This is a genomic window from Bacillus xiamenensis (assembly GCF_000300535.1).
Taxonomy (GTDB): domain Bacteria; phylum Bacillota; class Bacilli; order Bacillales; family Bacillaceae; genus Bacillus; species Bacillus xiamenensis.
Genome location: NZ_AMSH01000057.1, coordinates 1 through 22003 on the forward strand (window position 1 = coordinate 1; position 22003 = coordinate 22003).

The 22003-nt window shown below is 40.4% G+C and carries 20 protein-coding genes and 2 CRISPR repeat arrays; of the genes, 15 read left to right on the forward strand and 5 right to left on the reverse strand.

What is annotated here, in order from left to right:
- Positions 1-169: 169 nt before the first annotated feature.
- Positions 170-343, reverse strand: a complete 174-nt coding sequence (locus BA1_RS18825; RefSeq protein ID WP_008360604.1) for a YpzG family protein — start codon at positions 341-343, stop codon at positions 170-172.
- 25 nt (positions 344-368) lie between these two features.
- Positions 369-518 carry a small, acid-soluble spore protein K gene (locus BA1_RS14910; RefSeq protein ID WP_003217849.1) on the reverse strand — a complete coding sequence of 50 codons (150 nt, stop codon included), beginning with the start codon at positions 516-518 and terminating at the stop codon, positions 369-371.
- A 116-nt stretch (positions 519-634) separates the two neighbouring features.
- On the opposite strand from BA1_RS14910, the gene BA1_RS14915 reads away from it, so the two are divergent.
- The 6 genes from BA1_RS14915 to BA1_RS19700 all read left to right on the forward strand — a co-directional run bounded on the left by BA1_RS14915 (position 635) and on the right by BA1_RS19700 (position 5372).
- Positions 635-907, forward strand: a complete 273-nt coding sequence (locus BA1_RS14915; protein WP_008360607.1) for a YfhJ family protein — start codon at positions 635-637, stop codon at positions 905-907.
- Positions 908-1203: 296 nt separating this feature from the next.
- Positions 1204-2187 carry a glycosyltransferase family 2 protein gene (locus tag BA1_RS14920; protein ID WP_008360610.1) on the forward strand — a complete coding sequence of 328 codons (984 nt, stop codon included), beginning with the start codon at positions 1204-1206 and terminating at the stop codon, positions 2185-2187.
- A gap of 87 nt (positions 2188-2274) precedes the next feature.
- Entirely contained in the window at positions 2275-4866 is a 2592-nt protein-coding gene (locus BA1_RS14925) for a YfhO family protein (RefSeq protein ID WP_008360612.1), read from the forward strand.
- 70 nt (positions 4867-4936) lie between these two features.
- Positions 4937-5095, forward strand: coding sequence for a hypothetical protein (locus BA1_RS19565; RefSeq protein ID WP_232532056.1), 159 nt, complete (start codon positions 4937-4939; stop codon positions 5093-5095).
- Entirely contained in the window at positions 5058-5228 is a 171-nt protein-coding gene (locus tag BA1_RS19570) for a hypothetical protein (RefSeq protein ID WP_237739235.1), read from the forward strand. Before BA1_RS19565 ends, BA1_RS19570 begins: the two co-directional genes overlap by 38 nt.
- A gap of 9 nt (positions 5229-5237) precedes the next feature.
- Complete coding sequence (locus tag BA1_RS19700; protein WP_008360616.1) at positions 5238-5372, forward strand: hypothetical protein; 135 nt, start codon at positions 5238-5240, stop codon at positions 5370-5372.
- Between the two features lie 25 nt (positions 5373-5397).
- Here the strand turns inward: BA1_RS19700 and BA1_RS14935 are convergent, their stop codons facing one another.
- The 3 genes from BA1_RS14935 to BA1_RS18830 form a co-directional block, all read right to left on the reverse strand.
- Positions 5398-5820 carry a regulatory YrvL family protein gene (locus BA1_RS14935; RefSeq protein WP_008360618.1) on the reverse strand — a complete coding sequence of 141 codons (423 nt, stop codon included), beginning with the start codon at positions 5818-5820 and terminating at the stop codon, positions 5398-5400.
- A 70-nt stretch (positions 5821-5890) separates the two neighbouring features.
- Positions 5891-7054: an oxalate decarboxylase family bicupin gene (locus tag BA1_RS14940; protein WP_008360620.1), complete on the reverse strand. Its 1164-nt coding sequence runs from the start codon at positions 7052-7054 to the stop codon at positions 5891-5893.
- A 94-nt stretch (positions 7055-7148) separates the two neighbouring features.
- A complete protein-coding gene (locus tag BA1_RS18830; RefSeq protein WP_008360622.1) occupies positions 7149-7313 on the reverse strand; it encodes a YvrJ family protein in 165 nt (54 codons plus the stop codon).
- Between the two features lie 166 nt (positions 7314-7479).
- On the opposite strand from BA1_RS18830, the gene BA1_RS14945 reads away from it, so the two are divergent.
- The 9 genes from BA1_RS14945 to cmr6 all read left to right on the forward strand — a co-directional run bounded on the left by BA1_RS14945 (position 7480) and on the right by cmr6 (position 19823).
- Positions 7480-8082, forward strand: a complete 603-nt coding sequence (locus BA1_RS14945; protein ID WP_008360624.1) for a sigma-70 family RNA polymerase sigma factor — start codon at positions 7480-7482, stop codon at positions 8080-8082.
- Positions 8030-8251, forward strand: coding sequence for a sigma-O factor regulator RsoA (gene rsoA / locus BA1_RS14950; RefSeq protein WP_034739683.1), 222 nt, complete (start codon positions 8030-8032; stop codon positions 8249-8251). Before BA1_RS14945 ends, rsoA begins: the two co-directional genes overlap by 53 nt.
- A gap of 180 nt (positions 8252-8431) precedes the next feature.
- Positions 8432-8868: a CRISPR direct-repeat array (repeat unit 33 nt; unit sequence CGTCGCACTCTACATGAGTGCGTGGATTGAAAT).
- A 3669-nt stretch (positions 8869-12537) separates the two neighbouring features.
- Positions 12538-13428 carry a DUF6602 domain-containing protein gene (locus tag BA1_RS14955; RefSeq protein WP_008360629.1) on the forward strand — a complete coding sequence of 297 codons (891 nt, stop codon included), beginning with the start codon at positions 12538-12540 and terminating at the stop codon, positions 13426-13428.
- A gap of 15 nt (positions 13429-13443) precedes the next feature.
- A complete protein-coding gene (cmr1, locus tag BA1_RS14960; RefSeq protein ID WP_008360631.1) occupies positions 13444-14781 on the forward strand; it encodes a type III-B CRISPR module RAMP protein Cmr1 in 1338 nt (445 codons plus the stop codon).
- Positions 14751-16577, forward strand: coding sequence for a type III-B CRISPR-associated protein Cas10/Cmr2 (gene cas10, locus BA1_RS14965; protein WP_008360633.1), 1827 nt, complete (start codon positions 14751-14753; stop codon positions 16575-16577). The genes cmr1 and cas10 overlap by 31 nt, the downstream gene beginning before the upstream one ends.
- A complete protein-coding gene (cmr3, locus tag BA1_RS14970) occupies positions 16570-17802 on the forward strand; it encodes a type III-B CRISPR module-associated protein Cmr3 (protein WP_008360635.1) in 1233 nt (410 codons plus the stop codon). Before cas10 ends, cmr3 begins: the two co-directional genes overlap by 8 nt.
- Before the next feature lie 13 nt (positions 17803-17815).
- Positions 17816-18685: a type III-B CRISPR module RAMP protein Cmr4 gene (cmr4, locus tag BA1_RS14975; RefSeq protein ID WP_008360637.1), complete on the forward strand. Its 870-nt coding sequence runs from the start codon at positions 17816-17818 to the stop codon at positions 18683-18685.
- Positions 18682-19050 carry a type III-B CRISPR module-associated protein Cmr5 gene (gene cmr5, locus BA1_RS14980; protein ID WP_008360638.1) on the forward strand — a complete coding sequence of 123 codons (369 nt, stop codon included), beginning with the start codon at positions 18682-18684 and terminating at the stop codon, positions 19048-19050. The genes cmr4 and cmr5 overlap by 4 nt, the downstream gene beginning before the upstream one ends.
- Positions 19047-19823, forward strand: coding sequence for a type III-B CRISPR module RAMP protein Cmr6 (gene cmr6 / locus BA1_RS14985; protein ID WP_008360640.1), 777 nt, complete (start codon positions 19047-19049; stop codon positions 19821-19823). Before cmr5 ends, cmr6 begins: the two co-directional genes overlap by 4 nt.
- A 1358-nt stretch (positions 19824-21181) precedes the next feature.
- Positions 21182-21939: a CRISPR direct-repeat array (repeat unit 30 nt; unit sequence GCACTCTACATGAGTGCGTGGATTGAAATT).
- Positions 21940-22003: the final 64 nt, after the last annotated feature.

Here is a 22003-nt window from a genome sequence, read left to right on the forward strand (position 1 = left end):
CTTATTTGCTTATCACACTGATTTCAAATTCGCTCCTCTCCGTTACTCGGACTTCATAGACTGCAAAGGTTTTCAGATCACGCTGAAAAGAAGACAAAGGGCTAAAATAAAGGTCATTTCAGCCCTTTGTCAACAATGAAAGGACTGATCCTAAGATCAGTCCTTCTCTTTACTTCGAACGTTGTTTACGGACGTTGTTCTGAAGTACGATGTCGTGCTGCGTTTGCTGAGTTTCTCCGTTGACCTGAGAGGCAGAATGCTTTGCATTCGCCCATGGTTGAGGGTAAGCGGTTGTCCTTAATTGAACAAAATCTGCCATATACGATTTCCCATTTGAACTCATATCTCAAGCACTCCCTTTGGAAAAATTAGCGTTTCCCTGATGCCCTCATACGTTCCTGTGGACGAGTATTCGTCTCACCATTCGGCCTTTTAGATGCATACGCATCTGTGGCGCCTGGTTCGCCTTCAAACTTGTGATTCACTTGATTTGGAAAGCCCTTTGCTTTATTACGCATACTGATTCCCTCCAAACAATACAAATCATTTGCGTCTTTTGAAGACGTAAGGGTAGTATATGAAAAAAGAGATTTTTTTAATAAGGCACTTTCTGCTAGACGAAGGAGGAACCGGTATGGAACAATACTTTGAGCGATTAACCGAACAATTGATGGAAAAAAACAATATGCTGACATATGAAGAAGCACGTACATGGGTAGAACTGCTATGGAGTGATTTTGAAACGACCTATGCAAAGGCTGGCCATAAGTATAAAGGACAGGAAACAACAGAACGGATTGTCCAAGAATGGATTGAAAGCTACGGCGCGCAGCTCCATTTATTTCAAAATAAACAATCAAAGGCAAACGAGCATTTGCAACAAAATAACAAAGGGCTGCTGCACTAAAGGTGCGGGCTTTTTCACGTCTAATTATCTTTTTTAAAAAAAGGAAAATATATAAGTATACAAACAATTTTATGAAACAATACCCAGTCTGTGATAAGAATTACAGGCTTTTTACAATGGTTAAACTTAAAATTACATTAAATTCATCTGGCTGAAAATCACTGGAAATAAAACTTTGATATAATGAGACGATCAAAAATAAATGAAATTTATGGATAATAAAAAAGTGTTTCGTTTTCTGACAAAAAAGGAATAATAAATGTAACAATCTGAAAAAAGTGAAGAGAAGGTGCGATATGGAACGGGAATTGCTCTCTGTTATAATTCCTTCTTATAATGAAGGTGAAAACATCAGACGAATCTTTGAAGCACTTGAGGACGAGTTTCGCGATTTTCATTATGACTTTGAAATCATCTTTATTAATGATGGAAGCCAAGACAACACGCTTCAATACATGAGAGAGCTCTCTCACAAAAGTACAAAGGTTAAATACATTTCCTTTTCTCGTAACTTTGGGAAAGAAGCGGCTATTTTGGCAGGACTTGAACATGCAAAAGGAGTAGCTGCGATCATAATGGACGCCGACCTGCAGCACCCAACGTATTTGATCCAGGATTTTGTCAGAGGATATGAAGAAGGCTACCATCAAGTCATCGCCAAACGGAACCGTAAAGGGGACAGCAAGCTTCGCTCTTACTTATCATCCATGTATTATAAAGTGATGAACAAGGTGGTTGAAGTGGACTTGCGTGATGGTGTAGGAGATTTCCGTTTAATTTCACGCCAAGCGATTGACGCATTGCTTCAGCTGAAAGAGGGAAATCGTTTCTCGAAAGGGCTTTTTTGCTGGATCGGTTTTGAAGAAAAGGTCATCTATTATGAAAATGTAGAAAGACAGCATGGTGATACAAAATGGTCACTGAAGAAATTATTTAACTATGGCATTGATGGTGTGATTTCCTTTAACAACCGCCCGCTGCGTATTTGTTTTTATACTGGCATACTGATCTTATTTCTCTCTTTGATTTACATTGTGGCCACCTTTATTCAAATCGTCAGAACGGGCATCATGGTACCGGGTTATTTCACTTTAATCTCCGCTGTGCTTTTCCTCGGAGGGGTTCAGCTTTTGAGTCTAGGCGTGATTGGAGAATATATTGGCCGGATCTACTATGAAACGAAAAAGAGGCCGCATTATTTAATTCAAGAATCCAATGTCATGGAGCAAGAGACAAGCTCAAAAGAACAAGAACGAGTGTTAACGCAGTTATTTAAATAGCGTGGAGTCACATAACCGGCAAGCACGATTCGCTTGCTGGGTTGTTTTGTTTCAAAGAACAGTGGATCTTTTGTGGAAAGGATTTAGATGATGAAACGTAGATGGAAAATCATTGGAATGTGCCTCATTCTCGCACTATTAGGACACTCCTTTTTCTTATATGAATATACGCAAGGCCGCTATATGACAGGAGATGGGGATGGCATCTCGCAAATGCTCCCATTTAAAAAGCTGCTGTATGACGAATATGTGAAAGGAAACTTCTTTTATTCCTATCAGTTTGGTCTAGGCGGCGGTACATACACACAATTAGGTTATTATTTTACAACGTCGACGGTCTTTATGGTTACAGTCGCTGTCGTCTGGCTGATGAATGCGCTCCATCTCATTCAGTCAACGGACATTCATTTTTGGGCAAATGCTGTGATTTGGCTTAGTGTGATCAAGCTGACGGTCATTTTGTTCATTGCTTACCACGTACTCCTTTCAATCGTTCAGCATAGACTAGGTGCGCTGACAGGTGCTGGCATTTACGGACTGTCTATTGTGTACTTTCGGCATCAAACGTTTTGGGAGTTTTTCACCGACAGCATGATGTGGCTTCCGCTGCTTGTGCTTGGGGTTGAACGAATTTTCAAAACAGGCAAACCGGCTTGGTTTATTGCGGGTTGCAGCCTCATGCTGATCAATAATTTTTATTTTGCCTATATTCATTTTATCTTTTTAGCAATTTATCTCGTTTTCAGATATATGATCAAGCTTCGAAGTGAGGAGCGCGGGTGGAAGGTTTTCTGGACTCTTGCGATATCTACGCTATTATCCTTTGGGATCAGTGCAGCCTTTTTTATCCCATCTGTTTACGGATTTCTCAATAATATAAGGCCGCCGTATGAACAGGCCATTCCTTGGTTCGAGCTGCATGATCATCTGCTGTTTACAAGCAGGGTGTATTTAATCCCTATCATTTTTCTCATTTGTTTGTTCCTCGTTCCGCTTTACCGGAACAGGTGGTTTTTCATGTTCACAGCGATCAGCGTTCTGCTGATGATGTTTCACTACAGTCCAAAGATGGCGAGCGTGTTTAATGGTTTTTCTGCACCGCAATACAGATTTGAATACATTCTAGCCTTTACAGTTGGAGCGGTCGTTGCGATTACCATCAAGCATTTCTCGCAAATAGAGTGGAAGTGGAAAAAGCGAGCGGTATTAGGCGCCTGGATCGTTTTTATCCTCTCTATCATTTTGTCAGAACGAGCGATGCGAAATATGGATGTCGTTGTCTTTACAGGAATAGGACTGCTTGTGATTAGTTTATTCTTCCTCTGGATACATGCGGAAAAACGTCAGCACCTTCGTCTGTTTTCAGCTTTGCTCATTGTCGTTAGTCTACTGACAGCTGGTGTTTATCAACAAGGTTATTTATCTGAACGAAGCAATATCAAGGAAGTGTCAGATACGTATATGAAAAGTGAAGCATATGCGGGGCAAGAGCAAATGAAGCTCATTCAGCAAATTCAAAACCGCTCAAAGGACCCGCTCGCCCGGATTGATTGGATGAATGGTGTGCGAAACAACACCCCGTTATTTGAAGGCTTTCAAGGGATGAGTGTGTATTCGAGTATATTGAATAAGCATTTGCTCAATTTCTACTGGAATGACCTGCAAATTGATATGGGACGGGAAAGTGTCAGCCGTTATGCGACAATGGGTGACCGAGCGAATTTATATAGCTTGACTTACGGAAAGTATTATATGCGAGACAACATGATGTCTTACTCACCGCCAGCTTATTTTAAGCCAATATTGGAAAGTGAGCATTATGAGGTGTATGAAAATACACGGCCGCTGCCATTTGCAAGAACAACAAGCACCGTTTATTCAGAAGCGTCCCTTCAGCATGCTTCAGCGCTTGATAAAGAACATGCCATGCTACAAGGCGTGATTTTAGATAAAAAAGGAAACGCTGTAATCGAACACTCGCCTGATCGAATAAAGGATACAAACATTCATAGTGAACAAGCGGTGTATGAAAATGGCGTACTTGATGTATACGGGGAGACAGGCGGGCTGAATATCACCCTTCCAGATGATATAGCTCGTACCGGGGACGTGTATGTGAGCTTTTATGTGAAGCGGACAGACCGTAACGAAGGGTTTCAATTATCCGTTGACAACTACGTCACCTCACGAAAAAGCAATACATCTATCTACAAAACAGGTGTAAATGAAGTGACGATTCGGGTTCCTGCTGAAAAAATCCTCTCCATTCGAGTGCCAAAAGGGACGTATGAGCTCAATCAACTAAAGCTGTATCATGAGTCTTACCGCATACTAGAGAAGGCATATGATAAAGAAAAACAGGATGATGGCAGCCAGCAGGTGAAGCTTAAAAATAACCGCTTTACGATTTCATATGATAACAAGCGCGGTGATGATTATATGATTCTGCCTGTTCCATATGAAAAAGGCTGGGAGCTCACTGTGAACGGCCAGCAAACCGATATTGAAAAAGCCAATTACGCATTTATCGGCTTTCCAATAGAAAAAGGCAAAAACAAGATTGTGCTAACCTACTATCCGCCGTATATCAGGATTCTTGCGTTGATTTCACTGATCAGTCTGATCGCTGCGGTCCTATATGCACGGAGAAAACACAAGGAACACCACTTTACATCATAAGTGGTGTTTTTTTTTCTCATCACTTAATTGATACAATCAACATAAGAGCAAATGAATGGGGGAGAACCATTTGACGTTAAACAGAGAGTCCATTATTGATCACTATGAACACTCCATTGAATGGGTACAATCGCTAATGGAAGTAACAGACGAAGAATGGCGCAGAGCCATCGCCGATGGAAAATGGAGCATTGCTGAGATCACTCGCACATTTCGTTCCGTGGGATGAATTGATTTTACACAATCAATCGTTACCTCAAGCACCTGATGTGCATGACATGAATCAGCAGGCAGCCGAAAGAGCGAGAAAGGAAGAGAGAAGCGAGACGATTCGACGATTTGCTGCTGTCAGAACAGAATGATTTCAAGAAATGAAGAAAATCGAAGCATCTCGCTGGACTGAATTCTTTTTGATCGCTCAAACTGAGCGGACGTTATCAAATTATTTTCAAGGGCTGATTGAGCAGGATATTCATCACATGAAGCAAATCAAAGAAGCCCTCTAACCAGAAAGATCATAGAGGCATCAGGTCACGAAGCTTCTTTCTCAAACGGACACGTAGCACAATCAAACAAAAAATGAAACAACCACAGACTCACAGCAAAGAGAATTTCCTCAGAAGTAGACAACAAAATGCCGTCGACAAACTCATCTGATAAATAGACGGCTCCCCAAATAAACAAAAGATGACATGTAATGGCATAGAAAACGATGGCGTGTTTATTAAACCTACTCTTTCTAACAAACCGCATGAGTACATGCTCTATTTGCTCAAAGGACAACCCAATCACAACATATATGCCCATAAACAGAAGGATCGATAAAATCGATTGATAAAAAGCACCCGTCAAATGAAAGAACAGCACACAAAATAACAAAAATATGTAACAGACAGCCGATGTCGCCACGAGCCATTTCAGTCCTTGCCATAAAGCGTGAACAGATTGCTGCATAGGTGAACAATCACTCCTTTACATGAAGATACCTGCAAAAAGGGGAGCCCTTTTTGCAGGAAGTAATACGTTAATCCTCTTTTTTAGGTCCAGCGATGACAGGATGTTTTTTTGTATCAAGCAATTTTAAGAAGTCTTCTCCCTGATCTAAATGATCGAGAACGAGCTGTTTTGGTGTGACCGCAAGCCACTGATTGAGTGAAATGTCTGCGTAATGATCGCTCTTGAAGATTTCTAAGAAATAGAGCGGTTCGTCCCCAATATTTTCTACATAATGACCCATCGCAAATGGGACATATCCAACGTCTCCTGCCTGATAGTTGAAGGTTCTTGCATGTCCATCAGAAGCAAACACTGTCATTCGTGCCTTTCCAGAAATGAAATATTGCCATTCATCCGTATTTGGATGCCAGTGCAGCTCACGAATGGCACCAGGGTCGACTTTGACAAGAGCAGACGCAATCGTTTTAGATGCTTTGAAATTGTTTGAGTCCGCGATCCAGACTTGTCCGCCGCTTGAAGTAATCGGCTCTTGTTTTAACAGCTCGTATTTAAAGGAATTCGGAACTTCTCCTTGCTCTGTTTTCACCTTGTCACATTCAAGCGAACCAGGCAGTCCTTTTTGGAAAATATACTTCTCTTTCTCTGGCAGCTTGTTAAACTGCTCCTTTGTCATACCAAAGTTCTTGAGCACGACTTCCTCTGGCGTATGAGCAAGCCAATCGGTTACTTGGAACGTACTATTTTCCGAGAAAGACCCATCATCAAACACAAGCAAGAATTCAGCTCCCGGTTCAAGTGCTTGGATGGAGTGCGGTAAGCCAGAAGGGAAGTACCACAAATCACCCTCGGTCACATCCTCTGTAAAATTACGTCCTTCTGCATCAACCGACGTAATCCGTGCTTCCCCATAAATCATGTATGCCCATTCCGCTTCCTTATGCCAATGCAGCTCACGAATCGCACCAGGCTTTAGGCGCATGTTCACAGAGGCAAGGCTTTGAGAGATTGGTAATTCACGAACCGTTACTTCTCGGGCATAGCCGCCTTTTTCTAAACGGTTGTGCGTATCAGAAAAAGAATATTTCATGTTGGAGACTGTTCCATGATCTGTTTCCGGCGGCGTGAGCATATCTGGGTTTTGTCTGTCTCGCTCGAGGTTACGCGGAATTTTGACCGTTGCTCCTTTTTCTCCCCGGATTGGCTGTGGTACACCATTTTGTTTTTCACTCATAATAAAATCCCCTTTCAACATCGTATTGGGTGAGGTGATAAAAGGCCTTTCATTTCGCCCTCGTTTTCATAAGGTGAAACCAATCAAGCGGATGTCAATCTGATTCATCATTTTTTTGAGCAGCGACTAACGTTTGGATGAGCTTGCTTAATTCATCAAACTTTCGTTCAAAGCGTGTCAGTAAGTAAACCGTCAAAATCGCAGGGAAGCCAGCCTGACCGAGCTGCTTCAGCCATTCCTCTGAAAAAAAGTTTTCCATTTGTCTCACCTCCCAGCTCATGCTCGTCTTCTTTATAGGTGGTATGAAAGAAGAAATAGGAAATCAAAGCGGGAGAAAATGAACCATTAGACCCGTTTCATAGAGTTTACTTTTTTTAACTTTTGTCCACTTAATTCAAATAGAGGAAACAAAGGGGAGGATGCAAATGGATTATCGGCTGTTATTGAAAGTAAAATGGAAGGAAATCATTGATCACCCGCTCATCCAGCAATTTTTAAGCAATCCTAATAATCAGCAGCTGCTCAGGCAAGTCATGAAAGAACCAAACGAGGAAAATGCCAAAAAGCTAGATTCCGAGTTCAAGCAGTTCTATCAAAAAATCCGCATCATCAAATATATTTCCACGATGATACGCATCTTTTCAGTCGATTTTGACAAACGGGTGAAAAAGAAGCAGCAGCGTTTTCCGCTCACACTGGATCATCCTGATTATCAAGAAGTGAAAGACTCTGTTCAAACAGATACGTACGAAGCTGTACTCTCCAACCAGCAGGACCTAGGGGAACATCTGCAAGACCCAAGACTGTACAAGGCCTATCAGCAGCTCACAGACAAACAAAAAATGGTGTTGACCCATATTTATGTCGAAGGCCAAACGATGAAGGAAATCGCTGATCGGCTAGGCGAAACAAGACAAAACATCTCAAACATTCACAAAAAAGCACTCAACAAACTAAAAGAAGAAACAGGGGGAGATGTCCGTGAAAGAAGACAAAATCACCAATGGAGAAATGGAAAAACTCATTGAAACCTTTACACCCATGATCAAAAAGAAACTACAAAACACGGCATATCAAGAAAGAGAAGACCTCGAACAAGAACTCTATATCAAACTGATCGAAAAAGTAGACTGGCTGATTTATCAAGAAGTACCCGGCTTTTGGGAATTTATTGTGGATTATCTAACGAAGTTGTAAAAGAGGCTGATGGTGCGAATGTGAGGTGAACATAAAATCCCCGGAGCATTCGCACCTGTTTATTCGACAAAATTGAGAAAAAATGTATGTTTTATGAAAGGGAAAACAAAATTCTTTATTGAAATTTGTGGATTTTGCCTATCATTCCCTAAAAAATGTTACAATTAGGGCGAAAATCGCAGTCGCACTCTACATGAGTGCGTGGATTGAAATTTTTTTCGGCGGTAAAGTATGTTGGGTGTACTTGACGTCGCACTCTACATGAGTGCGTGGATTGAAATTTTTTTCGGCGGTAAAGTATGTTGGGTGTACTTGACGTCGCACTCTACATGAGTGCGTGGATTGAAATTTTTTTCGGCGGTAAAGTATGTTGGGTGTACTTGACGTCGCACTCTACATGAGTGCGTGGATTGAAATTTTGGTCTGATATTTTAAACATGTGAGATGCCCGTCGCACTCTACATGAGTGCGTGGATTGAAATATATCCATTGCGCTCCGCTTCGTCCTTCCAGTAGTCGTCGCACTCTACATGAGTGCGAGGATTGAAATTTTGTAATAACCGTCACCGCGACACCAGCCATAATGTCGCACTCTACATGAGTGCGTGAATTGAAATAAAACATAGTTTTTAGCAACTCGTTTCGCATTAGGTCGCACTCTACAATGAGTGCGTGGATTGAAATATTGACGCTGTACTTTCATATAGGCTGTCATATTCGTCGAACTCTACAAGAGTGGATGGATTGAAAATTTGAATTGGCAGCATCATAGACCAAGCACCCCCGGACTGGCCCAGTAGTCCATGTTTTTAAATGAATTCAAAGCTGTTGATGAAACAGCGAAATAAGTATGATTATCATCAATAATAGTTTTTAATTAAATAGGATTAAGAAAGATTCGGTGCGAATGTGAGGTGAACATAAAATCCCTGGGGCATTCGCACCTTTTTATTCGACGAAATTGAGAAAAAATGTATATTATTTAGAGGTGAAATCAAAATTCCATATAGAAAATTGAGGGTTTTGGCTATCATTCCCTAAAAAATGTTATAATTAGGGCAGAAATCGCAGTCGTACTCTACATGAGTGCGTGGATTGAAATGTGATCGGCACGAGACCCACGTGCATATGGGGTGTTCGCACTCTATATGAGTGCGAGGATTGAAATATCAATTTATCATCAAAGCTGCCAGACCTTACTGCAGTCGTACTCTACATGAGTGCGTGGATTGAAATGTGATCGGCACGAGACCCACGTGCATATGGGGTGGTCGCACTCTATATGAGTGCGAGGATTGAAATATGAATTTATCATCAAAGCTGCCAGACCTTACTGCAGTCGTACTCTACATGAGTGCGTGGATTGAAGTTACCCATCTTTTCAACATGGAATACTTCAGTAACAGTCGCACACTACATGAGTGTGTGACTTGAAATATATGATCTTGCGTTAATTTTTGTGTGGTCATGTCGCACTCTATATGGGTGCGTGGATTGAAATTACCCATCTTTTCAACATGGAATACTGCAGTAACAGTCGCACTCTACATGAGTGTGTGAATTGAAATATATGATCTAGCGTTAATTTTTGTGTGGTCATGTCGCACTCTATATGGGTGCGTGGATTGAAATTCTGTGGTGTTGGGTATTTTTTGTAGTGTTCTTCGGTCGCACTCTACATGAGTGCTTAGCCATTCTTGATTTTAGGTAAGAGAAAACATAGTTAAAGTTAAAGCATGTATGTTTGATCGGAAATTATTAGTGGAGTAACTATACTGATTAAAATTTACTTTTCCTCAAAGATCGGGAGAAGAGTAGTCATTTTAGTTAATAGAGTCAATGAATTAAAAACTTGGTGCGAATGTGAGGTGATCATAAAATCCCCGGGACATTCGCACCTTTTTATTCGACAAAAATGAGAAAAAATGTATATTTTATAAAGGGGAAAACAAAATTCTTTATTGAAAGTTGTGGATTTTGCCTATCATTTCCTAAAAAATGTTACAATTAGGGCAGAAATCGCAGTCGCACTCTACATGAGTGCGTGGATTGAAATTTTTAGAATCTCCTCAACAGGTTGCTGAAATCTAGTCGCACTCTACATGAGTGCGTGGATTGAAATTTTTAGAATCTCCTCAACAGGTTGCTGAAATCTAGTCGCACTCTACATGAGTGCGTGGATTGAAATTTTTAGAATCTCCTCAACAGGTTGCTGAAATCTAGTCGCACTCTACATGAGTGCGTGGATTGAAATCTCATCACTGGAGGTACGCTCATCCAGCAGACATGTCGCACTCTACATGAGTGCGAGGATTGAAATATCATCATTGGAGGTACGCTCATCCCGCAGACATGTCGCACTCTACATGAGTGCGTGGATTGAAATATCATCACTGGAGGTACGCTCATCCCGCAGACATGTCGCACTCTACATGAGTGCGTGGATTGAAATGGACCTTGAGGGCCTTGTTCACCAGGATCACCCTTGTCGCACTCTACATGAGTGCGTGGATTGAAATGGACCTTGAGGGCCTTGTTCACCAGGATCACCCTTGTCGCCCTCTACAGTAGTGCGTGGATTGAAATTTAGGAAGCACAGTAGCTGAGTTAGATAAAAATAGTCGCACTCTACATGAGTGCGTGGATTGAAATTTAGGAATCACAGTAGATGAGTTAGATAAAAATAGTCGCACTCTACATGAGTGCGTGGATTGAAATTTAGGAATCACAGTAGATGAGTTAGATAAAAATAGTCGCACTCTACATGAGTGCGTGGATTGAAATTTAGGAATCACAGTAGATGAGTTAGATAAAAATAGTCGCACTCTACATGAGTGCGTGGATTGAAATCTTTAATCGTTTCAATGATTGTGTGACCGTGTTCGTCGCACTCTAAATGAGTGTGAGATTGAAACCCTCATCAGTAGGTAGCTAGAAATATATATTGACAATTGTGCTTGATATAGGTGTGAAAAAACATGACTGACTCAATAGTCATGTTTTTTATGAATTCAAAGCTGTTGATGAAACACTGAAATAAGTATAATTATCAAGAGTAATAGTTGTTAATTAAAATTAAATAGGATTAAAAAAAATTCGGTGCGAATGTGGGGTGAACATAAAATCCCTGGGGCATTCGCACCTTTTTATTCGACAAAAATGAGAAAAAATGCATATTTTCTAGAGGTGAAAACAAAATTCCATATAGAAAATTGAGGGTTTTGGCTATCATTTCCCAAAAAATGTTACAATTAGGGTGGAAATCGCAGTCGCGCTCTACATGAGTGCGTGGATTGAAATCCACCAAATGCAATTGCCAGTGTAAACGTAATAAGTCGCGCTCTCAATGAGTGCGTGGATTTAAATCCACCAAATGCAACTGCCAATGTAAACGTAATAAGTCGCGCTCTACATGAGTGCGTGGATTGAAATCCACCAAATGCAATTGCCAATGTAAACGTAATAAGTCGCGCTCTACATGAGTGCGTGGATGGAAATATTGTGAATGTATAACAGTTTGAGCGCTTTTTGTTGTCGCACTAGACATGAGTGCGTGGATTGAAATATTGCGAATGTATAAGAGTTTGAGCGCTTTGTGTTGTCGCACTCTACATGAGTGCGTGGATTGAAATATTGTGAATGTATAAGAGTTTGAGCGCTTTTTGTTGTCGCACTCTACATGAGTGCGTGGATTGAAACATCTTGATCACTAACGAGTTTTAAAGAGCCTGGAAGTCGGACTCTATATGAGTGCGTAGATTGAAATTGGGTTGTCAGTGATAAGTGAGTGAATTTCCGAAACGTCGCACTCTACATGAGTGCGTGGATTGAAATATCTTGATCACTAACGAGTTTTAAAGAGCCTGGAAGTCGCACTCTATATGAGTGCGTAGATTGAAATTGGGTTGTCAGTGATAAGTGAGTGAATTTCCGAAACGTCGCACTCTACATGAGTGTGTGGATTGAAATATGCAGTGACCTCCTGAATGTATGATGAATTGTTGTCGCACCCATATATGAGGTGCGCATGGTTTTCAATGATTGTGTCTTAAACGGTTATGACTACCTTAAAGATCATCTTCTTACAACACCCTCTTTCAGATACAAAAGCCATCAGAATATACTGTTCATTTGTATAGTGAAAACATGACTCCTTGCAGTCATGTTTTTTTCTTCTTATTTTTCCTAAATAAACCTTAAAAAATCTCAAAATAAGTCGAAATGAAAAGTAGTCATTTAGATTCAAATTTTATCCATTCGTAGTGAATGGTGAAGGAGGAAATGGTTTGGGTGAAACGGAGCGAACTGGTAAAGTTGAGCAGCTGATCTTAGAGAATTATCAAAGATTAAACAGCATGATATCAGAAGAAGTGGACTTTGCTTCTAATCATGGCGGACTGACAGGGAATTCTAGAGAAGTGATGTGGCTGGAGTTTTTTCGGAAAATCATTCCTAAAAAATATTCATTAGCACAAGGCGTCATCATTATTGACTCAGAAGGAAATCATTCTAACGAAGTCGATATTGCCGTATTTGATGAGCAGTATACGCCGTATGTGTTCCAACACAATTCGTTGAAATTTATACCGATTGAGGCGGTTGCGGTTGCTATTGAATGTAAAAGTTCAAATTTCGATGTTGATAAATTAGAAGTTTGGTCTGACAATATAAAAAAATTAGTACCGAAAACAAAAGGAATAGCTAGGATGGCCGCCCAAGGGGTTGTCATGGTTGAAAATGATACACAGAAACGAACACGTCCTATTTTAATTTTAGCAAGTAATTTAAAAAGGCAAACAGCAAACTCATCTTCAGGGATGTTTGAAAAATTAGACAAAGCATTTGACTTTATACTTATGAAACAAAAGAGTGTCTTTCATTTAAGAGCTCCTAATGAAGGTGAACACCTAGGATGGTGGGCTAATGAATTAAATTGTTATGATCCAGAAAGATCTAAGGAACAAGAGGATGAAGAAAAAAAAGAAAATAGTGAGAAAAATAAAAAAGATAGTAAAGACAAAGTGATTTCAAACAAACTCTGTGAATTACGTATTGATGGATACGATCTGTTGACGCTAAACTTCCAATTAAATCAATTGCTGATGCTCATCAACAATCCCATGTTTTTTCCTCACTATGCATATGCCAATCTATTTCAGAAACAGATAACAAAGTGAAGAAAGGAGAGCGACATGACAAGGGAATCTAGAAAACCCAAAACCAATTGGCATGATGTGAAACATGCGATTGACACGAAAATCCATGAAGACCAAAGACTTTTTAAAGAGCCGCTCACTATTCATTTAGTTACGCCAATGTTTGGAGGAGGGCCCATATCAAACTCAATTGATCAAGACAGACCGATTCGAGAAAGTGCGATTCGGGGACATCTTCGTTTCTGGTGGCGTGCAACTCGAGGAGCTGTCTGCAAAAATGCGAATGAATTATCTAAAAGAGAAGCAGAGATATTTGGTCATACAGAAAAAAACAGCTTAATTAAAGTAATCGTTGAAGAAATATTTAAAGAAAAAAAACAAATCAAATTCCCTCCAACATATATTTTTCAAAAAATACCAAATGAAATGTTTTTGGGATATTTCAAAATGAATGTTTATTTGACCGAGAGTACTTCAATGACTTCACAAGACAAAAAGAAGTTAGGCAATGAAATCGAAGCCGCACTATGGGCGTGGATCAACTTTGGGGGACTTGGTGCAAGAACGAGACGTGGTTGTGGGAGTTTATACTGTGAAGCATTTTCTCCTAAAGAGCAAGAAGTCAGTAAGGAGCGATTTGATCAATGGTTTAAAGAGAAGATATGTCAATATGCTATCTCTATTCCCGAAGTGCCTCGTGAATGGGCAACGCTAAGCTGGGAGTTTAGATTACAAAATAAAGCTTCTCAAACGCATTTATCCTGGACGAAAACAATGGAAACATACAGTGAATTTCGAAAAAAACATAATGTCCAAAATGGGGAGGCTGGGAGAAGTTATTGGCCTGAGGCAGATTCCATACGTCATCTAGCGAATATGTCACATCCTGATCATAAATTACCGTATCCGTCAAATAAACCAAAGAGATATATCGCTTTTCCTAGGGCGCAATTTGGTATGCCGATTGTTTTTAACTTTAAAAAGGAATCGAAAAAAGATAAGAAGCGAAGCAAAGAAGAAATAGCAAAAAGAAAGTGGTTTCAAAAGGAGCCTAATGCAAAGACTTTAGTCCCGCGAAATAAAAATCGCTTGGCTTCACCACTCATCTTAAAACCGTTAGCTATTAATCAAGAGGAATCGGTGGGCATGGTGATGGTGTTGCAGCAACCAAAGATCGAAGCTTTAACGCTTTTAGGGAAAGGGAAGCCTTTGCCCAATGTGACAGATGAACAAAGTATCTATCCAACAGCCACCTACTTAAAAAACCCATTAGAAGACGAGAGTGGCCGTACGCACTCATCGGCGATTCAAGCCTTTTTACATAGCAAGGAGGTGCAAACATTTTGTCAGAAGAATCACAAAAACAAACATTAATGCTATTTTCGATAGGACCTGTTCAAGAATTTATTGCGCAAGCAAGGCGGACGCGTGATTTATGGTTTGGCTCTTTTCTTCTATCTGAATTAAGTAAAGCAGGTGCGAAGAAATTTCAAGAACTGGGTGGAACGCTTATTTTCCCTGTGTTCAACGAATCCTCTGCAGAACCAAACGACGCAGAACCAAACAACGCACCAAATAAAATATTGGGAGAAATCTCACACGAACAGCCTTCATCCGTTGCAAGACAAGTGAAAAAAGCAATATATGACAAATGGAAGGAATACGCAGACTTTGTTAGAGAAATAGTTGATCCTTATATTCAAATAGGCACATGGAATCGACAAGTAGATGATTTATTGGAATTTTATGCAGTGTGGACTGAGATAGAAACTCAAGAGCAATCGACAAATGCGTCGGCAAGTCCATATCATACGGCTCTTCAAGAAGTCGAAGGTTTAATGGCTGCAAGGAAGACTTTAAGAGATTTTAAACAAAATGAGCCAGGGGCGTTATTCGGTGAACCAAAATCATCACTTGACGGTGGACGAGAGTCTGTTTTCCAAAAGCAAAAAACACCACAGCAAGTGGCGCAACTTGCGAAATGGGGAATTGGTGAACATGAATCATTAGATGCGATTTCAGTGATCAAACGATTGTCCTTACATAAGCATCCGAACAAGACATTTCCATCAGTCTGCGATAAAGCGTTTGCTCCCTATCAAAACATGTTGGAACAAAATGAACAGATGAAGCAAGCAGCCACACAATATGTGAAAGATGTAGAAACGTATCTTGAGAATATGAATCTAACAGTAGCTCCTCTTGATTGGAGTGAGGCATCGCTTTTTTATGAAAGAAGAATAGAAGATTATCTTGAACAACGTGGACTTGTCGGGACTACACGAACAGAAGCGAAAAATAACATCACACAGCTGCTTGAAAAGTATTTCAAAGGTGAATATAGCAAGCATCATGGCCAGCCGGTTAAACCACCAGCACCTTCACCTTACTATGCCTTTCTCATGGCGGATGGAGATAAGATGGGCAGCCAACTACGAAATATACAGCATGTAGAAAGCCATATTGCATTTTCTAAAACGCTCTCAACTTTTGCTTCAAAGGCAAGTGAGATTATTTCCGAATGTAAAGGTACATTGATCTACGGCGGTGGAGATGATGTTATGGCTTATGTACCGGTGCACCTATGTTTAGAAGCAGCTGGAAAATTACAAAAAGAATTTGTTTCAACGATGAATGCTCATCAATATAGTGAAGCACCTCCTTCGATTTCAATTGGAATCGCCATCGTTCATATGCTTGAGCCTCTCGAAGAAGTAAGAAGCATGGCACGTCAGGCTGAACAATATGCAAAACAAGAGCGAAATTCATTAGCTATTCATTTCCAAAAGCGAGCAGGAGGAGACACAATGAATATCTCAGTCTCATTTCAAATGGATCCAGTAGCGTCTATCCAAGAGATGACGACGTGGTTAAAACAGTCTTATTTCACATCTGGCTTTGCATATGGCTTACGAGAGTTGTATCAAACATACGAACAGTCTTCATTTAAAAAACAGCCAGCAATTTTAGATGAACTCATTCCACTAGAGATAAGACGTCTTGCATTCAAAAAGAAAACGGAAGCAAAAACAGAGCAAGAAACGAAAGAGTGGGTCGATCAATTGATTGCGAAGTATATACCGAAGAAGAATACATTAGAAGAATTACATACAATCGCTGAATGTATGATCATTGCTCTTCAACTAGAGGAGGTAAGTGGACATGCCTGAAAGATGGTTTCACATTCAACCACTTGATCCGCTGCTTATTCGTGATGCACGCCCATTTCAACGTGTACCAGGTATACGGGCGCGTTCATTAAACGCTGTTCCGCCAAGTGTGGTCGCAGGAACACTTCGTACAGCATTAGCGAAGAAACGACAATCAATGAAACACACCACGCCACTTTCTTATTATGCAAAATCTCTTGTGCGAGGTCCTTTATATCGCTGGCATGATCATTTATATGTGCCAATGCCTCATGACCTTGAGTTATTCGATGATGAGCATGGCATGTATCAAGTGAGACCAGAGCCAATGATTTCGGAAGGTCAGGGCTTTTTTGGTACAGGAAAAACAGGTCGTTTTAGTGAGGCATTATGGCCGCCAATTGGAGCTGGTGCTCGTAAAAAAATGAAATCGCCGCCTGCTTTTGTATCACTAAAGTGGATGGTGAACTGGCTGACAGACGCAGTGGATGAGAGTCAAGTGAAGGAAGCCTTAACTGAATACCAACACATGCAGAAGGAAAATCATTCTTTGAAAAAGGAAACACCACCGGCATTTATTCCAGCATTACAGCGTCAGGAACGAACACAAATTGAGGTGGAAACTGGCAGTAAAAAAGCAAAAGATCAGCATCTATTTTCAACTGAATCGCTCTTATTCCCAGATGACTTTAAACTGGAGGCGGGCATAGAGTTATCTACTGAAGAGTCAGAAGGATTAAAGCCTTTCTCAGGCATTCACCCGATCGGTGGTGAACGGCGGCTGGCGCATATAGAAGACAGGCCTCATGTATACCAACAAGATTGGACATGTCCGGATGCTATTAAAGAATCGCTCAAAAACAGGCCATATGTTCGCATGATATTGGCGACACCTGCTTATTTTAGTAAAGGATGGCAGCCTGGCTGGCTGGATGAACAGCTCATGTCAAAATCACTATTTGATACAAATGTACGCCTGAAATTGGTTTGGGCCTCTGTTCCACATTGGCAGCCAATCTCTGGGTGGAGCTTAGCAAATAAAGATAAAGGGCGTGAAAAAGCAATACGCCGCTTAGTCCCCGCAGGTAGTGTTTACTTCTTTACAGTAGAAGAAGGAGATCCAGCAGAACTGGCTGGAAAAATGTGGCTTCAATCAGTATCTGATCGTAACCGGCGCAAAGAAGCGTTTGATCGTGAAGATGGCTGCGGTTTAGCACTTTGGGGAACATGGAAACCAAATGAATAAGAGGAGTGAGATGATGGAAGCGAGCCGTTGGTTTTGGATACATTGTTTATCCCCCCTTCATATTGGAGCGGGTGAAGGAGTTGGCGTGATTGATATGCCCATTCAACGAGAAAAAGTAACAGAATGGCCGATTATACCTGGAAGCAGTATCAAAGGTGTACACCGTGAACATTATCGCGCGAAAGGACAAGACACATTCGTACAAAAAGTATTTGGTACACAAGGAGATCAAGATGGAAGTGCAGGGGCAGTCGTGATGACAGATGGCCGGCTATTTTCATTCCCGGTGGCGAGTAGATTCGGTACTTTTGGATATGTGGCAAGTCCACTCATATTGAAGAGATTAGCTCGTGATGCAAAAGCATTTGGCGTATCGCTGGATATCCCTGATCTCATAGAAGAATCAAGCACGCTAGTCACCATGAATTCTAAATTAGTAGAGAATGACGAATTGTACTTAGGTGAATTTAAAGGGGCTGTGAAAAAATCTCAACAACTAACCGATTTTGCTGAAAAGATGGCCAAACTTTTATTCGACGACAGACAATCTCAAACTCTTTGGATAGAACGATTTGTGATTGTAAGTGATGACGTTTTTCAATACATTGTCACTATGAATTCTGAAGTAACACCTCGTATTAGAATTGATCATGAAACCCAAACAGTTAGTAAAGGTGCTCTCTGGTATGAAGAGTATGTGCCAGCAGAAGCCATATTTTATGGGCTAATATGGTGTGATCGTGTCGATGGAAGCAATGATTTATCTGTTAGACATCAACTTTTAAATCAACTAGAAAAACAGATGTATCTTCAATTAGGTGGAAACTCAAACGTAGGTAAAGGAAGAGTATCCTGGCGCATGACAGGAGGGGAGGGATCATGAAACTCATTCAACATCATTATGCTGAGAAAGCGTATCAACATGTGATGAATGCCAAAACGAATGAGGAGAATTTCTCAAATCAATATGGACAACTCTGTCACAGATTCGCCTCAATGATCTTAACAAATGGATTAAGGCTCACTATTACATTTTTTGAAGCAAAATCAAAAAAAGGAAATGCTTATCAACAATTCGTTCAGGATATAAAAGAAACACTTGATATACAAGGAGATTGGTCAGCTTCCAATAGAGATTACTTAATCAAATCAAGACAAGCATTAAGTGCATCTGTTTGGTTAAAAAGATATGCGGAATCTATTTTAAAGGTGGAACAAGGGGCGGAAGATGTGGAGGACATCCAATGAATCTGTCATTAACCTTAAACAAAAGTAACTGGGAGATGGATGGTTTTACATTGTCGAACGTCATAAAGGACAGCTCAAAGAAGCAGTCATTTTATGAGAAAGTGATAAAGCTACATCGAAAACAATGGGGGGAAAATCGCTTATTGTATGAAAAATTTGTGGAACGATATTATACCGATACGACCCCCACATGCTTAGTCAAATCCATATCACCGTTAGTCATTGGACATGGAGGAGAGGGTGTACTTGAAACGGGACTGTTATTACATCCGATTTACGGCGTTCCTTATTTACCAGGAACAGCTTTAAAAGGTGTAGCCTCTCATTATGCCCACTCTGTATTAGGTGAATTCTTTCAAGAACTAAAACAGGGTGGTAGTGACTACACCACATTGTTTGGAACAAACGAACGTGCTGGTATCATTGAATTTCATGATGCGCTCATGATGCCTGAGACAGTAAAGGGAGCATTCAAAGTAGATGTCATGACACCACATCATTCAGACTACAACAGCGTTAAGCTAGATAAGATGAATCGAAGGAGAAGTGTTCCAGCTCCTCGAGACGATGACTCACCGACACCCATTCATTTCTTAACGGTGGTCAATGGCCGCTTTCAACTTCTATTGAAAACAAAAAAGAATCTACCAGAAGAAACGGAATGGCTCGAACTGGCCAAAACCATCTTACTAGGAGCTTTAGAACACGAAGGAATCGGTGCTAAAACAAATGCAGGTTATGGAAGACTTGAAATAGACGACGTCATTTCATAAGACTTGGTGCGAATGTGAGGTGAACATAAAATCCCTGAAACATTCGCACCTTTTCATTCGACAAAATTGAGAAAAAATGTATATTTTTTAGGGGCTAAAACAAAATTCTATATAGAAACTTGAGGGTTTTGACGATCATTCCCTAAAAAATGTTACAATTAAGGCGAAAATCGCCGTCGCACTCTACATGAGTGCGTGGATTGAAGTATAGACGCACCTAACTTGTTGTAGGTATAAAGGATGTCGCACTATACATGAGTGAGTGGATTGAAATTTTTTCTGGGTCTACTTTGGTTTCCTGCTCCAGAGTCGCACTCTACATGAGTGCGTGGATTGAAATTTTTTCTGGGTCTATTTTGGTTTCCTGCTCCAGAGTCGCACTCTACATGAGTGCGTGGATTGAAACAAAGAAGCACCTAAATTGTTGTATGTATAAAGGATGTCGCACTATACATGAGTGAGTGGATTGAAATTTTTTCTGGGTCTATTTTGGTTTCCTGCTCCAGAGTCGCACTCTACATGAGTGCGTGGATTGAAATAAAGAAGCACCTAACTTGTTGTATGTATAAAGGATGTCGCACTCTACATGAGTGCGTGGATTGAAATAAAGAAGAACCTAACTTGTTGTATTTATAAAGTATGTCGCACTCTACATGATTGCGTGGATTGAAATAAAGAAGAACCTAACTTGTTGTATTTATAAAGTATGTCGCACTCTACATGAGTGCGTGGATTGAAATGTCGTTAACGGTAAATCTTTTACAGATCCAATGGCGTCGCACTCTACATGAGTGCGTGGATTGAAATATGAAATCAGCCCTTCTTTGAAAGGGCTATTTTGTCGCACTCTACATGAGTGCGTGGATTGAAATTCAAAATCTCCTATATGCTCATCATGTGATGCTGGTCGCAGTCTATATGAGTACATGTATTGAAATAATCGTGTTAAGTAGATTAAATCTATTAATTATGTCGCACTTGATATGAGCATGTGAATTAAGATCATCGTCAATAGGTAGCTAAAAAGGAATATTAACAATTCCGCATGTTATAAGTGTTAAAAACATAACGCTGTCTCCTGACTAAGTAGTCATGTTTTTAATTGAATTCAAAGTTGTTGCTGAAATAAGTATGATGATCAAGATTTAACAGGTTTTAATTAATTAGATTCAGGCTGAAAAATTCGGTGCGAATGTGAGGTGAACATAAAATCCCCGGGGCATTCGCACCTTTTTATTCGACAAAATTGAGAAAAAATGTATATTTTGTGTAGAGGAAAACAAAATTTGAATGAGAATATTGGTGATTTTGGCTGTGATTACCTAAAAAATGTTATAATTAGGGCGAAAATCGCAGTCGCACTCTACATGATGGCGTGGATTGAAATCTGGAATCCCTGCGTAAATGTCGTTTGCTGTAAAGTCGCACTCTACATGAGTGCGTGGATTGAAATCTCGCATCGCTGCGTAAATGCCGTCTCCTTTAAAGTAGCACTCTACATGAGTGCGTGGATTGAAATCTGGCATCGCTGCGTAAATGTCGTTTGCTTTAAAGTCGCACTCTACATGAGTGCGTGGATTGAAATCTGGAATCCCTGCGTAAATGTCGTTTGCTTTAAAGTAGCACTCTACATGAGTGCGTGGATTGAAATCTGGCATCGCGGCGTAAATGTCGTTTGCTTTAAAGTCGCACTCTACATGAGTGCGTGGATTGAAATTTTACGAGCATATTTTTCAAAGACGTGACGCATCCGTAGCACTCTACATGAGTGCGTGGATTGAAATTGTCGATCCTGATTGTTTTGAGGGTGTCAACCTGTCGCACTCTACATGAGTGCGTGGATTGAAATTTTACGAGCATATTTTTCAAAGACGTGACGCATCCGTAGCACTCTACATGAGTGCGTGGATTGAAATTGTCGATCCTGATTGTTTTGAGGGTGTCAACCTGTCGCACTCTACATGAGTGCGTGGATTGAAATATAAAGGAATTAACTATTTTATTTGCCTGCCACGTGTCGCACTCTACATGAGTGCGTGGATTGAAATATAAAGGAATTAACTATTTTATTTGCCTGCCACGTGTCGCACTCTACATGAGTGCGTGGATTGAAATATAAAGGAATTAACTATTTTATTTGCCTGCCACGTGTCGCACTCTACATGAGTGCGTGGATTGAA